Raw genomic sequence first — 13,341 nt, 5'->3', positions numbered from 1 at the left:
CGGCCCGCGCCGCCGGCCTCCCGTCCTGTCACTCGGCCGGAGCCGGATGCCCCTTGAACTGCGGGCCGCTGCCGGTGCGCGCCTGCTCCTGCTCGACCCAGAGGTCGTGGTGCGCGCGCGCCCAGGCGAGATCGACCTTGCCGCTGCCCATGGCGTCGTAGGCGCCCTCCATGCCGAGGGTGCCGATGTAGATGTGGGCGAGGATGCCGGCGATGAACACGATGCCGATCACCGAGTGGACCACCTGCATCACCTGCATCCCGTTGATGTCGGTGAGCGCGAAGGGGAACAGCATCATCAGGCCGGTGACGGCCATCGCCGCGCCGAAGCCGGCGACCATCCAGAACACGCCCTTCTGGCCGGCATTGAAGCGGCCCGCATGGGGGTGACCTTTGCCGATGAGGCCGCCGCCGGCCTTGATCCAGGCCCAATCGACCTTGCTCGGGATGTTGTCCCTGATCCAGAGGACGAACATGAAGGCGACGCCGAGCATGAACGGCCACGCGAGGTAGACGTGGCTGTACTTCGCCCATTGCGCGATGGCGCCGAACGCCTCCGGCCCGATCAGCGGCATCAGCAGCCGCTTGCCGAAGATGTAGTTCAGGCCCGACAGCGAGAGGATGATGAAGCAGACCGCCGTCATCCAGTGGGTGAAGCGCTCGAAGGCGTTGAAGCGCAGGATCTTCTTCCCCGATTCCTGGCTGTGCTCCATCATGATCCGGCCGCGGAACAGGAAGAAGGCGCCGAGCGCGACGAGCATGCCGAGGATGGCGATGGCGCCGATCCAGGGCAGCCAGCGCTCGCGGAAGTTCTGATATTCCCGGCCCTGCGGCTGGATCAGGTTGGCCGACTTGCCGTCGGGGATCGAGACGCGGCCGCGGATCTTGGAATCCTGCTTGAACAGGAATTCCTCATTCACCGAGTCGGCGGTGGGCCGGGCGCCCATCGGGTTCTGGCCGTCGGCCTGGATCGGGTTCTGCGCGAACGCGGGCGCGAGCGCCGCCGGGGCCGCGACGAGCATCGCTGCCAGAAGAAGGGTGTTGAGGAAGGTCACTGCCCGCCGCATCGGCGTTCCTTTCCAAGTCCTTGTCGAGACGCCGCCGAGCCTGCGTGCGCCGCTTCCGTCCGATCGCTGCTGACCGGCAGCGTCCCATCCGACCCCCTCATCCTGAGGTGCCGCGCAGCGGCCTCGAAGGAGGGCTCCAGAAGTCTCCGTGATCCCTGGAGCCCTCCTTCGAAGCCGACGCTGGCGCGTCGGCACCTCAGGATGAGGTCGAGGTCGGAAAAGGGTCCGAGGGCGTTTGCCCTCGAACCGAGCGTCAGATCGCGACGGTCTCGCGGTAGGCCGTCTTCCAGCCCCAGGCGCCGGAGCCGTAGCCGCGCTTGATCACCCGCTGCTTGTAGATCTCGGCGATCATCTCGCCGTCACCGGCCAGCAGCGCCTTGGTCGAGCACATCTCGGCGCAGAGCGGCAGCTTGCCCTCCGCGAGGCGGTTCGAGCCGTACTTCTCGTACTCGGCGGTCGAGAAGTCCGCCTCCGGGCCGCCGGAGCAGTAGGTGCACTTGTCCATCTTGCCGCGCGAACCGAAGTTCCCGACCCGCGGGTATTGCGGCGCGCCGAACGGGCAGGCGTAGAAGCAGTAGCCGCAGCCGATGCAGATGTCCTTGGAGTGCAGCACCACGGCGTCGGCCGTGGTGTAGAAGCAGTTCACCGGGCACACCGCCGCGCAGGGCGCGTCGGTGCAGTGCATGCAGGCCATCGAGACCGAGCGCTCGCCGGGCTTGCCGTCGTTGAGGGTGACGACGCGGCGGCGATTGATGCCCCACGGCACCTCGTGCTCGTTCTTGCAGGCCGTGACGCAGGCGTTGCACTCGATGCAGCGGTCCGCGTCGCAGAGGAACTTCATCCGGGCCATGGTTCGGGTCGCTCCTCTCAGGCCGCTGCGATCTGGCACAGGGTGCACTTCGTTTCCTGCATGCCCGTCACAGGATCGAAGCCGTAGGTGGTCACGGTGTTCACGCTCTCGCCGAGCACCACCGGGTCGGTGCCCTTCGGGTAGTAGTCGCGCATGTCCTTGCCCTGGTACCAACCGGAGAAGTGGAAGGGCATGAAGGCCACGCCCTTGCCGACGCGGTCGGTCACCAGCGCCTTGACCTTGGTCTTCGCGCCGTTCTCGGCGCCGCTCACCCAGACCCACTGACCGTCCTTGATGCCGCGGTCGGCGGCGTCCCCGGTGTTGATCTCGACGAACATGTCCTGCTGCAGCTCGGCGAGCCACGGGTTCGACCGGGTCTCCTCGCCGCCGCCCTCGTACTCGACGAGGCGGCCGGAGGTGAGGATGATCGGGAAGTCCTTGATCACGTTGCGATCGACCGCCGACTTCTGCACCGAGAAGCCGATGTTCGGCATGCGCAGCTGCCGCTCGTCGGGCCGCGTCGGATACTTCGCCACGAGGTCGGGCCGGGGCGAGTAGACCGGCTCGCGGTGGACCGGCACCGGGTCGGGCAGGTTCCAGGCGTTGGCCCGGGCCTTGCCGTTGCCGAAGGGCGAGACGCCGTGCTCGAGGCAGACGCGCTGGATGCCGCCCGACAGGTCAGTCGCCCAGCTCACCGTGTCCGGCTTCTCACCGCCGATCTTGAGGATCGTCGCGAGCTCCTCCGGCGTCAGGTCCCGGTCCCAACCGAGCTTCTTGAACACCCCGAAGGTGAACTCGGGATAGCCGTCGGTCAGGTCCGAGCCCTTCGAGAAGGAGTTCTCGGCGAGCAGGGTCTGCCCGTTGCGCTCGGTGCCGAACCGGGCGCGGAAGTTGCCGCCGCCCTCCTTCACGTGGAGATTGGTGTTGTAGAGGATCGCCGAGCCCGGATGCCGGATCTCGGGCTTGCCCCAGCACGGCCAGGGCAGGCCGTAATAGTCGCCGCCGACCTCCGGATCGTCCTTCGGCGCGCGCAGCGTCACGAGGTCGAACTTGTGCTGGTTGCGCATATGCGCCTTCAGCCGCTCCGGGGACTGGCCGCAATAGCCGGTCGACCAGCCGCCGCGGTTGATCTCGCGGAGGATGTCCTCGGCAACGGGAATCCCGTTCTCGACCTTGATGTTCTTGCAGAGCTTGTCGGCGAAGCCGAGCTTCTCGGAGAGACGGTAGAGCACCTCGTAGTCGTTCTTCGACTCGAAGGCCGGCTTCACGATCTGCTCGCCCCACTGGATCGAGCGGTTCGAGGCCGTGCGCGAGCCGTCCATCTCCAGCGAGGTGCAGATCGGCAGCAGGTAGGTGTTGTCCTGCCGGGCATCGAGGGCCGCGAAGGTCGTCGGATGCGGGTCGGCGACGACCAGCAGCTCGAGCTTGTTCATGCCCTCGATCGCCTCGGGCATGCGGGTGACGGTGTTGCCGCCGTGCCCGAACACCATGAACGCCTTGATCGGGCTGCGCTGGTCGATCTGCTCCGGCGGCAGGTTCACGGCATCGAACCAGCGGGTCGAGGTGATGCCGGGCGCCTCCATGTTCTCCTTGCGGGTACGGGCCTTGCGGCCGCCCTTCGCCGGAACCTCATCGAAGCGCGACTGCAGCCACTCGTACTCGACCTCCCAGACGCGGGCCCAGTGCCGCCAGCCGCCCTCGACGAGGCCGTAGTAGAGCGGCAGCGAGGTGACATCGAGGCCGAGATCGGTCGCGCCCTGCACGTTGGTGTGGCCGCGGAAGATGTTGGCGCCGGTGCCGGGCTTGCCGACATTGCCGGTGGCTAGGCACAGGATGCAGAGCGCACGCACGTTGGCGGTGCCGACCGTGTGCTGGGTCGCGCCCATGCACCAGATCAGGGTCGCGGGCTTCTCCTTGGCGAACTTCTCCGCCACGCGCTTGAGCTGCTCGCCCGGCACGCCGGAGACGCGCTCGACCTCGTCGGGCGTCCACTTGGCGACTTCCTTGCGCACGTCGTCCATGGCGTAGACGCGCTGGGCGATGAACTCCTTGTCCTCCCAGCCATTCTGGAAGATGTGCCAGAGGATGCCCCACACCACCGGGATGTCGGTGCCGGAGCGGATGCGCACGTACTCGGTCGCGTGCGCCGCGGTGCGGGTGAAGCGCGGATCGATGACGATCATGTTCGCGCGGTTGATCTCCTTGCCCGACAGCACGTGCTGCAGGGAGACCGGATGCGCCTCGGCCGGATTGCCGCCGAGGATGATCATCGTCTTGGCGTTGCGGATGTCGTTGTAGGAGTTCGTCTGGGCGCCGTAGCCCCAGGTGTTGGCCACGCCCGCCACCGTGGTCGAGTGGCAGATACGCGCCTGATGGTCGATCGAGTTCGTGCCCCAGAGGGCAGCGAACTTGCGCATCAGGTAGGAGGCTTCGTTGGTGAACTTGGCCGAACCCAGCCAGTAGACCGAGTCGGCGCCGTTCTTCTCGCGGATCGCCAGCAGCTTGTCGCCGATCTCCTGATAGGCCTGATCCCAGGAGATCCGCTTCCACTGCCCGCCTTCGAGCTTCATCGGGTACTTGAGGCGGCGGTCGGAGGAGACGAGTTCGCGGATCGCCGCGCCCTTGGCGCAGTGCGTGCCGCGGTTGATCGGGCTGGCGTAGGACGGCTCCTGGCCGACCCAGACGCCGTTCACGACCTCGGCCGTCACCGTGCAGCCCACCGAGCAGTGGGTGCAGACGTTCTTCTTGATGACCGTGTCCGGCCCGACGGCCGAGGAGCCGGCCGCCTGCGCCTTGCGCACCGAGCCGAGCTGGATCGTGCCAGCGGCGGCGAGCGCGCCCGCGGTCAGACCGGACTTGCGGAGGAAGGCACGGCGGTCGAGCACGCCCGAGGCGAGGCCCGCGGCGACGGCCTGGTGCTTGGTGCGAGCAGCCTCGCCGCTCTTGCGCTTGATCAGCATGGCAGCCTCACTTCGGACCGGTCGACGCCGGATCGGTGTTCTTCTTGAGGGTCTCGTAGCCGTTGGTCCGGTAGAACGCCTTCACGTGGTCGCTCTCCCGATACCGGGCCTTGGTCTCGTCGTTGCCGGGATCGTAGGCCTGAGCCTCGGTTGCCCCCATCGGCGAGGCGACCGCCGCCGCCGCGGCAACGGTGCTCCCGCCGAGCGCCCGAAAGAATTGGCGACGACCGAGCGTCTTCGGATCCTGTCGCATCACCCTCGTCTCCTCCGGCGGCTGCCTGCTCTTAAGGCAACGCGCCTCGATCCCGTTTGTCACGATGCAGAAGCCCTTCAGCCTTCCATGGCGAAGGCTTCCGCCTCGATCTCGATGAAGGCGCGGCCGAGACCCCCGACCGCGCGATAGAAGTGCCCCGCCTTCGCGTTCTCCAGATCGGTGAAGAAGCGCTCGGCCCAGGGTTCGATGTGGCGGGCGAAGAAGCGGGCCGGCATGCCGGGCTCCGCCTCGAACCGATCCGCCGCTAGACCCGCCATCACCTCCAGGAGGATCGCGAGGTGATCCTCCGGCTCGCTCATCGCCTCGCTCCGCTCGATGCCGAGCGCGGCGAAATCCTCGCGCACCCGGGCGAGCGGGCGCTCGTTGAGGAAGCCGGTGAGATAGTAGGAGGCGTAAGGCAGGAGCTCGCCGCGGCCGACGCCGATGAACAGTGCGAAGTACTCGCGCTCCACCGCGTCCGTATCGGTCTCGGCCGCCGCGCGGCGCAGGGCCGCGATCTGCCGGCCGAGGACGCCGTCTCCGTCCTTCAGGGCGGCGAGCGCGGCGAGCAGCGAGGCCTCCGGCGCCCGCCCGAGCAGGGCGGCCAGAAGATCGTATTGCTGCGCACGCAGGTGATCGATGTCGTCCGGCACGCCGCCGACCCCAGACACCTCAACTCCCGGAAGTGCCATCACCGACGCAACCGAACCCATCATGTCCCTCGGGTCCTCACGCAGGACCGCCTTGTTTGGACCGATAATAAAAAGCGTTTGAGTTTGCCGCAATCGAAATGCGCGTGAATTACGAGGGCATCGCGCCTCCATGGCGCCGCAGCCGGGGTCGGGGGAGGGCGGGCTGCGCGACCTCAGGACGGTCACCTGCCAAGTCGGCAACCTGCGGATGCATATCTATGGACGGTGCTGCCGGTACCGGTCCGGGAATAGCCTCAGGCTCGGGATCCGCTGCGCTGGCACACGCCGCGGGATCGTCCTGAGAAGCCGCCGGAACACCTTGCGATTCGGGACCGGCCGCCTCGTCGACTCCGGTGGGGACGCCGTCGATGACCCTTTTCAGCATCGCCTTGACGTCGTCGATCGGCAGAAGCGGTCCGGTGCCCGGCACGCCCCCCGGCGTGTTCCAGTCGTAGGCATAGTCCCGCGCCTCGCTGACGAAGTCGCGGATCGCCGGATCGAGCGACCACATCCGCCGGAGGGCGGCGTTGCGCAGGGCCGTCGGGACGCCGGCCTGGAGGAAGGCGGAGAGGTCGGTGTCCGTCGTCAGGGCATCGAGGGACGGAAGCTTCGCCAGCAGGTCGTCCGATACCGCTTCCGACAGGTCGTCGGTTCGCGCTTCCGCCCGCTGCAGGTTGTCGGAGGCGCCGGGTGACGGCGTTCCGTCGAGTAGGTTCTCGGCCCCTGCCGCGTCCGCGACGGCGGGTGTCTCGGAGCGCTCCGCGGCGCGGACGGATTCCTTGCGGCGGGCCCAGCGCGAGAGGAAGCTCCCGCTCATTCCGGTTTCCCCTGGGTGCCGGGGGCGCGGTGCGCCAGGGCTTCGGGGTCGGCGCGGTCGCGCTTGCGCTTCTCAAACTTGCGCTCGATGTGGAACGCCTCGAAGAACGCGAGCAGCTTGGCCTGCACCTCGGGCGGCATCGGCACCGCCTCGACGATCTCGCCGATGCCCTCGGCCATCGACTCGCCCTCGTAGGGGTCGGCGGTCACGCTCGCGACCTCGTAGGTGTCCTCCGCCGTGGCGTGGAGCGTGACCCAGAGGGACGGGCGGCCGGAGACGAGGTTGTCGCGGTAATGCGCCGTCTCGGCGATGTGCAGGCTCACCTCGTGCGCCCCCGCGTAGAAGGTCGCCTCCTCCTCGGTCTCGGAGAGCTGGGTCCAGGGCGCTGCCTGCGGCGCCGCGGGCAGGGCCGCGACGGGGAGCCAGGCGTGGCTCGCCCACGGCCCCTTCAGGCGACGGCGCGCCACGATGATGCCGACCTCGAACCGGTCTTCCGGTAGCTCCCGGGGCGTATCGTTCGGTGTCATGTCCGGCCTCACGCGGCGGCCCGGTCGGCGGCCAGCGGCAATCCGACGACGAGGTTCTGGGGCTTCAACTGCACGGTCTTGTCCGGGCTCATGGCGAGCAGGAGGTAGACCGGCCGGTCCCCGACCCGCGGATCGACGCGGGCCGGATCGGCGAAGGTGAGGCTGAACACGGCGATCACCCGCTCGCGGGCGGCGTCGTCCAGGGCCTCGCCGCGCCACAGCGTGTTGCCGATCCGCGTGCCCTCGGCGTCGAGCCCGACGAACCAGCGCCAATCGGGATCCTCCAGCCGGTCGAGGGGCGCGACCGCGACCTCCGCGTTGAGGAGATGGCGGACGAACGCCTCGATCGCCCGCGCCAGCCCCTCGCGGCTGCGCGTGCTGGAGCCGAGATTGAGCGCCATGGTGAAGGCGTCCGACCGGCTCCAGTAGGTCCAGGCGTTCTCCTCGTTGAGCACGTCGAGTTCGCTCGCCGCCTCCTTGCCGAGCATCGAGACCAGGGGCGAGAGCGGCGCGCCGCCCTCCCGCGCCTCGATCACCTCGGCATCGGCGAGCAGCACCGCGCCCTCGTGCAGACTGACGCGCTGCGAGCGAAAAAATAGCTCGGCGGCGCGCAGCACGAACGGGTCCTCGCACCCATCGAGGGCGTTGCGCAGGATCAGGTGCACCAATTGGGTCAGGAAGAGGCCGGGCACGCCCTGCAGCCCGCCGCGCACGAGGGCGAGATAGGCCGCCTCGACGGAGCGGGCCGCCAGCAGGCGGTCGCGGAAGGCGAGCATCACCTCCCAGTTCTCCCGCGCATCCGCATCGGCGATCGCCTCGATATCCGCGCGCGTCACCGGCCGGCGCGGCTCGGCGAGCAGGCTCGCGTGCAGCCCGCGCTCGGCCTCGCAGGCCTCCTCCGGCGGCACCAGTTCGGGCCGCGCCAGATAGGCGAGGATCAGCTCGTCGGTGACGGCGAGGCCGCCGCCCTCCGTGCGCTGCGTCAGGTGATGGCCGCTCGATACCCAGAACTCGGTCATGCTTTCCCAGCCCCCGCGGAGGCGCCGTTCAGGAGTCCGACGAGGTCGGCCTGTTCCTCGGGCCCCTCCTCGTCGGTCTCGACGAAGTGGAAGGCGCGCCCGTGCAGCGGGTCCGCGCCGGCCGGGCGCTGGTGCAGGGTGCGGAACTCCTCCGCGATCTCGCCGTCGCGCTCGCTCCGATGCATCGCGATCACGCTGCCGATCGGCAGGTTGCACAGCGAGGCCGCGACCTCGATCTCTTCCCGCGCCGCGGCGCGGGCGGCGTCGCGGTCCGGTGCGCCGAAGCGCTCGTGAATGTGGCGGGCGAGGTCCTCGATCGCCGCCTCGCGCTCCGCCTCGCTCGCCTCGCTGACGACGACGAGGGTCGAGAAGCCGAGCGAGCCCACCCCGGCGAAACCGGAGCGGAACGCCGCCCGGTCCTTTCCGGCGAGGGCGGAGAGGTCGGCATCGAAGAACAGGAACGAGCCGGTCACCGCCCACTCGCCGGGCTCGGCGGCCCGCGCGAAGACGAAGGTGTCGGACGGGTCGAGCCGCAGCGTCCGCGGCAGCTTGCCGGCGCTCACAGCCGCACCCTGCCGGTGCTCGGGTCGCGCCAGGAGGGGGCCGCCAGGGCCGGCAGGAGCGGGAGCGATTCGCTACGGCCGTCGGCGTGGACGAGCCGGGCATCTCCGTTCGGCTCGATCGTCGCCCGCACGCCCGGCGGCAGCGCGAGGCGGGCGAGGTAGCGACCCGTCGAGCGCGCGGCGCCGTCCTCGCTCCAGATTTCGAACGCCTTGGTGAGATGGCGGGCGAAGCTCTCGACCAGAGCCTCGCGCAGATCCTTTGGAAAACCTTCTTCCTCCAGGGAGGTCGAGTCGGGCGTCAGACCGGGATCGCCCGCATCGCGCTTCGAGGCGATCAGCATCGCCGAGAAGACGAGCCAGTCCGGCGTCTCGCCCTCGCCGCAGCCCTGCGGCCAGTGCAGCGCGCCGCCGCCGAGGCGGGCGCTGTTGAAGCTCAGCGTGTCGGGCCACAGGAAGGTCACCGGGATCTCCGGCGGCCCGAAGGTGCCGACCGCGTCCGCCAGCGCCTGCATCCCGACGAAGAAGGCCCGCCGCGCCGTGGCGAGCGGCTCGGTGGGCGCCAGCACGACGGCCAGCGCGATGACGTCGTCGCGCTCCTCCATCAGGAGAGTGCCGGCCTCGGCCTCGCCGGTCTCGGCCAGCCGGCAGGCCTGTCCGGCCGCGCCCGGGGAGCCCGCGGTGACGAGCCCGGTGAAGGCCGGCGGCAGGACGAGGGGAGCGGGGCGCAAGCCCGGTGAGACGGTTTCGAGTCGGGAGGTCATGAGCCGTATCGGGCGGGGCGCCTGCGCCCGCATGTCCGTTCGTAGTTTTGAACGATACGAGTATATGGAAGGCAGGCTCCCGCGCGAAGGGGCCTCCCGCTTTCCCAATCGTCTCAGGTTCAATCGTGTCCGATCGTCTCGTGTTCGCCTGTTCCTGCGAGAAGACGATGCCGCTCGATGCCGCGGCCCTGGAAAAGGGCTGCGGCGGTCGCGTGCGCACCGCCGACCAGCTCTGCGGTCTCGAACTCGACCGCTACCGCGAGGCCCTGGCCACGGGCGTGCCGATCACCGTCTCCTGCACGCTCCAGGCGCCGCTCTTCGAGGAAGTCGCGGCCGAGATGGAGGCGGAGGAGCGCGTCGCCTTCGCCAAGATCCGCGAGACCGCCGGCTGGTCGTCGGAGGCCGATAGGGCCGGTCCGAAGATGGCGGCGCTGCTGGCCGCGGCGGCGGAGCCGGTTCCGGTGGCCGGAACCGTACCGCTGGAGAGTCGCGGCGTCGCCCTGATCTACGGGCGCGACGAGGCCGCGATCGAGGCCGGGCGGCGTCTGGCCGAGCATCTCGACGTCACCGTGCTCCTGAGCCGGCCGGGCGAGGTGGCGCCGCTCCACCGCAACGAATTCCCGGTGATCCGCGGCACGGTGCGGGGGGCGACGGGCCATCTCGGCGCGTTCGAGCTTCGCATCGACGACTACGCCCTGCCGGCGCCGTCCTCCCGCACCCGCCTCGTGTTCGGATCGGGGCGCGACGGAGCGGTCTCGACCTGCGACCTGATCCTCGACCTCACCGGCGGCACGCCGCTCTTTCCCGCGCACGAGCTGCGCAGCGGCTACCTGCGCGCCGACCCGCGCGACCCGGCGGCGGTCGAGCGGGCGGTGATGGCGGCCTCCCACCTCGTCGGCGAGTTCGACAAGACCCGTTTCATCGATTTCCGCGGCGAGCTCTGCGCCCATTCCCGCTCGCGCATCACCGGCTGCACCCGCTGCCTCGATGTCTGCCCGACCGGGGCCATCGCGCCCGCCGGCGACACGGTGGCGATCGACCCCTACGTCTGCGCCGGCTGCGGCAGCTGCGCCGCCGTCTGCCCCACGGGCGCGGCCAACTACGCCCTGCCGCCCGCCGACGCGCTGATGCGCCGCCTGCGCAGCCTGATGCGCGCCTACCGCGCGGCCGGCGGCGCGGACGCGGTGGTGCTGTTCCACGACGGCGACCACGGCGAGCCGCTGATCGACGCGCTCGGCCGCTACGGCGACGGGCTGCCGGCCCACGTCCTGCCGGTGCGGGTCAACGAGGCGACGCAGCTCGGGCCGGAGATCCTGGCCGCCCTGTTCGCCTACGGCGCGGCCGGGGTCCGAGTGCTTGTGCGGGCCCGTCCGAAGCACGACCTCGACAGCCTGCACCGCACCGTCTCCCTCGGCCGGACGCTCGCCGACGCCCTCGGCTACGGCACGGGGACGGAAGCGTCGACGGTCGCCCTGATCGAGACCGACGATCCCGACGCCCTCGGCGCGGCGCTCCGCTCGGCAACGCCCGGCCTCGCGACGGCGGCGCCCGCCGGCTTCATGCCCGTCGGCGGCAAGCGGGAGATGCTGCGCCTCGCCTTCCGCGAGATGCACGCCGCCGCCCCGACCCCCGTCGCGGCCGTGCCGCTGGCCGCCGGGGCGCCGTTCGGCGGGCTCGATTTCCGTACCGAGGATTGCACCCTCTGCCTCTCCTGCGTCGGCGCCTGCCCGACCCATGCCCTGTCCGACAGTGCCGAGCGGCCGCTGCTGGCCTTCGAGGAGAGTCTCTGCGTGCAGTGCGGCCTGTGCGCGGCGACCTGCCCGGAGGACGTGATCAGCCTGAAGCCGCAAATCGACTTCGCGGCGTGGAGCGAGCCGCGCCGGGTCGTGAAGGAGGAGGAGCCGTTCTGCTGCATCACCTGCGCCAAGCCGTTCGGCACCCGCGCGACCATCGAGCGGGTGATCGGTAAGCTGCGGGAGCGGCACTGGATGTTCTCAGGCGAAGCCGGCGAGCAGCGCATCCGCTCGCTGATGATGTGCGACGATTGCCGGGTCGAGGCCGCGCTCAACCAGGGCTTCGACCCCCACGCCGCGCCGCCGGCCAAGCCGCGCACCACCGAGGATTACCTGCGCGAGCGGCAGGCCGCGGAACGGCTGCAGAGCTGACCACAAAAAACGACCCGCCATCGCGTCGAGGGCAGGTCGGGTCAGGGGTGTTTTGTCGCAGGAGAACATTTCGACAAGCTGCGGGGACAAACTCGGTTCCGCGAGGTGCGCCGGAACACGGGGGAGAAACGTCGGGAAATGTAACCGGCTACCGCCAGCTTCACCGCTTCGGCCGCCGTGCTATAGGGCGCGCCCCGCCCCCCATCCCCGAGCCCCGATGTCACCGATCGTTTCGATCGCGAACCTGTCGAAGGTCTACGCCTCGGGGCTGCACGCCCTGCGCGACGTGACCCTCGACATCGCCAAGGGCGAGATCTTCGCGCTGCTGGGGCCGAACGGCGCCGGCAAGTCAACCCTCATCAACGTCGTCTGCGGGATCGTCACGCCGAGCGCGGGCGAGATCCGCGTCGGCGGCCACGACATCCTCAGCCAGTACCGCGCCGCGCGGCGGATGATCGGCCTCGTGCCGCAGGAACTCACCACCGACGCCTTCGAGAAGGTGTGGGACACGGTGAGCTTCAGCCGCGGCCTGTTCGGGCTGGCGAAGGATCCGGCCCATATCGAGCGGGTGCTCAAGGATCTCTCCCTCTACGACAAGCGCGAGAGCCGCATCATGCAGCTCTCCGGAGGCATGAAGCGCCGGGTCCTGATCGCCAAGGCGCTCGCCCACGAGCCGCAGGTGCTGTTCCTCGACGAGCCGACGGCGGGCGTCGACGTCGAGCTGCGCCAGGACATGTGGCGCCTCGTGCGCCGCCTGCGCGAGCAGGGCGTCACGGTGATCCTCACCACCCACTACATCGAGGAGGCCGAGGAGATGGCCGACCGGGTGGGCGTGATCCGCAAGGGCGAGATCATCCTGGTCGAGGACAAGGTCGAGCTGATGCGCAAGCTCGGCAAGAAGCAGCTGATCCTGCACCTGCGCGAGCTGGTCCTGGCGCTTCCCGAGAACCTCGCGCGCCACGATCTCCAGATCGGCGAGGGTGGGCGCACCCTCGTCTACACCTACGACACCCGGCGGGAGCGCACCGGCATCACCGGCCTGCTCGGCGAACTCGCCGCCGCCGGCATCGCCTTCACCGATCTCGATACCAGCCAGAGCTCGCTCGAAGACATCTTCGTCGATCTCGTCCGCGAGCGCGCATGAGGGCTGCGTCCATGCTGAACGTCCCAGCGATCCTCGCCATCTACCGCTTCGAGATGGCCCGGTTCTGGCGCACGGCGCTGCAGAGCATCGTCGCGCCGGTGATCTCCACCTCGCTCTACTTCGTGGTGTTCGGCGCCGCCATCGGCGCGCGGATGCAGACGATCGACGGCGTGGCCTACGGCGCCTTCATCGTGCCGGGGCTGATCATGCTCTCGCTCCTGACGCAAAGCGTCTCGAACGCCGCCTTCGGCATCTACTTCCCGCGCTTCGCCGGCACGATCTACGAGCTCCTTTCGGCGCCGATCTCGCCGTTCGAGGTGGTGCTCGGCTATGTCGGCGCGGCGGCGACGAAGTCGATTATCATCGGCCTCATCATCCTCACCACGGCCTCTCTGTTCGTGCCGCTGCACATCGAGCACCCGATCTGGATGGTGTTCTTCCTGCTGCTCACGGCGCTGACCTTCAGCCTGTTCGGCTTCGTGATCGGTCTGTGGGCCGACGGGTTCGAGAAGCTGCAGCTGGTG

Annotated in this window: 13 protein-coding genes; 3 read left to right on the top strand and 10 right to left on the bottom strand. The window is 69.5% G+C overall.

All coding sequences use genetic code 11. From position 1 onward, the window contains the following. Positions 1-28: 28 nt before the first annotated feature. From MFF42_RS03180 to MFF42_RS03135, 10 genes are all read right to left on the bottom strand, one after another. A complete protein-coding gene (locus MFF42_RS03180) occupies positions 29-1,066 on the bottom strand; it encodes a formate dehydrogenase subunit gamma (RefSeq protein ID WP_238254466.1) in 1,038 nt (345 codons plus the stop codon). 253 nt (positions 1,067-1,319) lie between these two features. Next, on the bottom strand, positions 1,320-1,916 hold the full coding sequence (fdh3B, locus tag MFF42_RS03175) for a formate dehydrogenase FDH3 subunit beta (RefSeq protein ID WP_108938525.1): 597 nt from the start codon (positions 1,914-1,916) through the stop codon (positions 1,320-1,322). Positions 1,917-1,933: 17 nt separating this feature from the next. Continuing rightward, positions 1,934-4,876: a formate dehydrogenase subunit alpha gene (locus tag MFF42_RS03170; RefSeq protein ID WP_238254465.1), complete on the bottom strand. Its 2,943-nt coding sequence runs from the start codon at positions 4,874-4,876 to the stop codon at positions 1,934-1,936. Between the two features lie 7 nt (positions 4,877-4,883). Continuing rightward, the gene (locus MFF42_RS03165) at positions 4,884-5,129 is read right to left on the bottom strand and encodes a formate dehydrogenase (RefSeq protein WP_003601742.1); all 246 of its coding nucleotides are present in this window, start codon (positions 5,127-5,129) and stop codon (positions 4,884-4,886) included. Between the two features lie 77 nt (positions 5,130-5,206). Next, positions 5,207-5,842 (bottom strand): TorD/DmsD family molecular chaperone, encoded by a 636-nt coding sequence (locus MFF42_RS03160; RefSeq protein WP_238254468.1) that lies wholly within the window; start codon positions 5,840-5,842, stop codon positions 5,207-5,209. Positions 5,843-5,930: 88 nt separating this feature from the next. Then, positions 5,931-6,638 carry a DUF3306 domain-containing protein gene (locus MFF42_RS03155; protein WP_238254464.1) on the bottom strand — a complete coding sequence of 236 codons (708 nt, stop codon included), beginning with the start codon at positions 6,636-6,638 and terminating at the stop codon, positions 5,931-5,933. Then, positions 6,635-7,165, bottom strand: coding sequence for a DUF3305 domain-containing protein (locus MFF42_RS03150; protein WP_238254463.1), 531 nt, complete (start codon positions 7,163-7,165; stop codon positions 6,635-6,637). The genes MFF42_RS03155 and MFF42_RS03150 overlap by 4 nt, the downstream gene beginning before the upstream one ends. An 8-nt stretch (positions 7,166-7,173) precedes the next feature. Then, a complete protein-coding gene (locus MFF42_RS03145; protein WP_238254462.1) occupies positions 7,174-8,184 on the bottom strand; it encodes a DUF6352 family protein in 1,011 nt (336 codons plus the stop codon). After that, the gene (locus tag MFF42_RS03140) at positions 8,181-8,747 is read right to left on the bottom strand and encodes a DUF6505 family protein (protein WP_238254461.1); all 567 of its coding nucleotides are present in this window, start codon (positions 8,745-8,747) and stop codon (positions 8,181-8,183) included. Before MFF42_RS03140 ends, MFF42_RS03145 begins: the two co-directional genes overlap by 4 nt. Next, positions 8,744-9,508, bottom strand: a complete 765-nt coding sequence (locus tag MFF42_RS03135; protein ID WP_238254460.1) for a biotin/lipoate--protein ligase family protein — start codon at positions 9,506-9,508, stop codon at positions 8,744-8,746. Before MFF42_RS03135 ends, MFF42_RS03140 begins: the two co-directional genes overlap by 4 nt. A 167-nt stretch (positions 9,509-9,675) precedes the next feature. On the opposite strand from MFF42_RS03135, the gene MFF42_RS03130 reads away from it, so the two are divergent. The 3 genes from MFF42_RS03130 to MFF42_RS03120 all read left to right on the top strand — a co-directional run. Then, positions 9,676-11,673 carry a 4Fe-4S binding protein gene (locus tag MFF42_RS03130; protein ID WP_238254467.1) on the top strand — a complete coding sequence of 666 codons (1,998 nt, stop codon included), beginning with the start codon at positions 9,676-9,678 and terminating at the stop codon, positions 11,671-11,673. Positions 11,674-11,890: 217 nt separating this feature from the next. Then, positions 11,891-12,817: an ABC transporter ATP-binding protein gene (locus MFF42_RS03125; RefSeq protein ID WP_238254459.1), complete on the top strand. Its 927-nt coding sequence runs from the start codon at positions 11,891-11,893 to the stop codon at positions 12,815-12,817. After that, a partial coding sequence (locus MFF42_RS03120; RefSeq protein WP_238254458.1) for an ABC transporter permease occupies positions 12,814-13,341 on the top strand: 528 nt, incomplete at its 3' end. The genes MFF42_RS03125 and MFF42_RS03120, both read left to right, overlap by 4 nt.

The sequence above is a fragment of the Methylorubrum podarium genome, from assembly GCF_022179745.1.
GTDB lineage: Bacteria > Pseudomonadota > Alphaproteobacteria > Rhizobiales > Beijerinckiaceae > Methylobacterium > Methylobacterium podarium.
Note: the sequence above shows the minus strand (reverse complement) of the source record. Positions and strands in the feature narration are given on the sequence as shown.

Excerpts from the sequence above, each read along its gene's own strand:
- MFF42_RS03160 (WP_238254468.1), bottom strand. The coding sequence starts at position 5,842 with ATGGGTTCGGTTGCGTCGGTGATGGCACTTCCGGGAGTTGAGGTGTCT.
- MFF42_RS03155 (WP_238254464.1), bottom strand. The coding sequence starts at position 6,638 with ATGAGCGGGAGCTTCCTCTCGCGCTGGGCCCGCCGCAAGGAATCCGTC.
- MFF42_RS03135 (WP_238254460.1), bottom strand. The coding sequence starts at position 9,508 with ATGACCTCCCGACTCGAAACCGTCTCACCGGGCTTGCGCCCCGCTCCC.
- fdh3B (WP_108938525.1), bottom strand. The coding sequence starts at position 1,916 with ATGGCCCGGATGAAGTTCCTCTGCGACGCGGACCGCTGCATCGAGTGC.
- MFF42_RS03170 (WP_238254465.1), bottom strand. The coding sequence starts at position 4,876 with ATGCTGATCAAGCGCAAGAGCGGCGAGGCTGCTCGCACCAAGCACCAG.
- MFF42_RS03180 (WP_238254466.1), bottom strand. The coding sequence starts at position 1,066 with ATGCGGCGGGCAGTGACCTTCCTCAACACCCTTCTTCTGGCAGCGATG.
- MFF42_RS03130 (WP_238254467.1), top strand. The coding sequence starts at position 9,676 with ATGCCGCTCGATGCCGCGGCCCTGGAAAAGGGCTGCGGCGGTCGCGTG.
- MFF42_RS03150 (WP_238254463.1), bottom strand. The coding sequence starts at position 7,165 with ATGACACCGAACGATACGCCCCGGGAGCTACCGGAAGACCGGTTCGAG.
- MFF42_RS03145 (WP_238254462.1), bottom strand. The coding sequence starts at position 8,184 with ATGACCGAGTTCTGGGTATCGAGCGGCCATCACCTGACGCAGCGCACG.
- MFF42_RS03125 (WP_238254459.1), top strand. The coding sequence starts at position 11,891 with ATGTCACCGATCGTTTCGATCGCGAACCTGTCGAAGGTCTACGCCTCG.
- MFF42_RS03165 (WP_003601742.1), bottom strand. The coding sequence starts at position 5,129 with ATGCGACAGGATCCGAAGACGCTCGGTCGTCGCCAATTCTTTCGGGCG.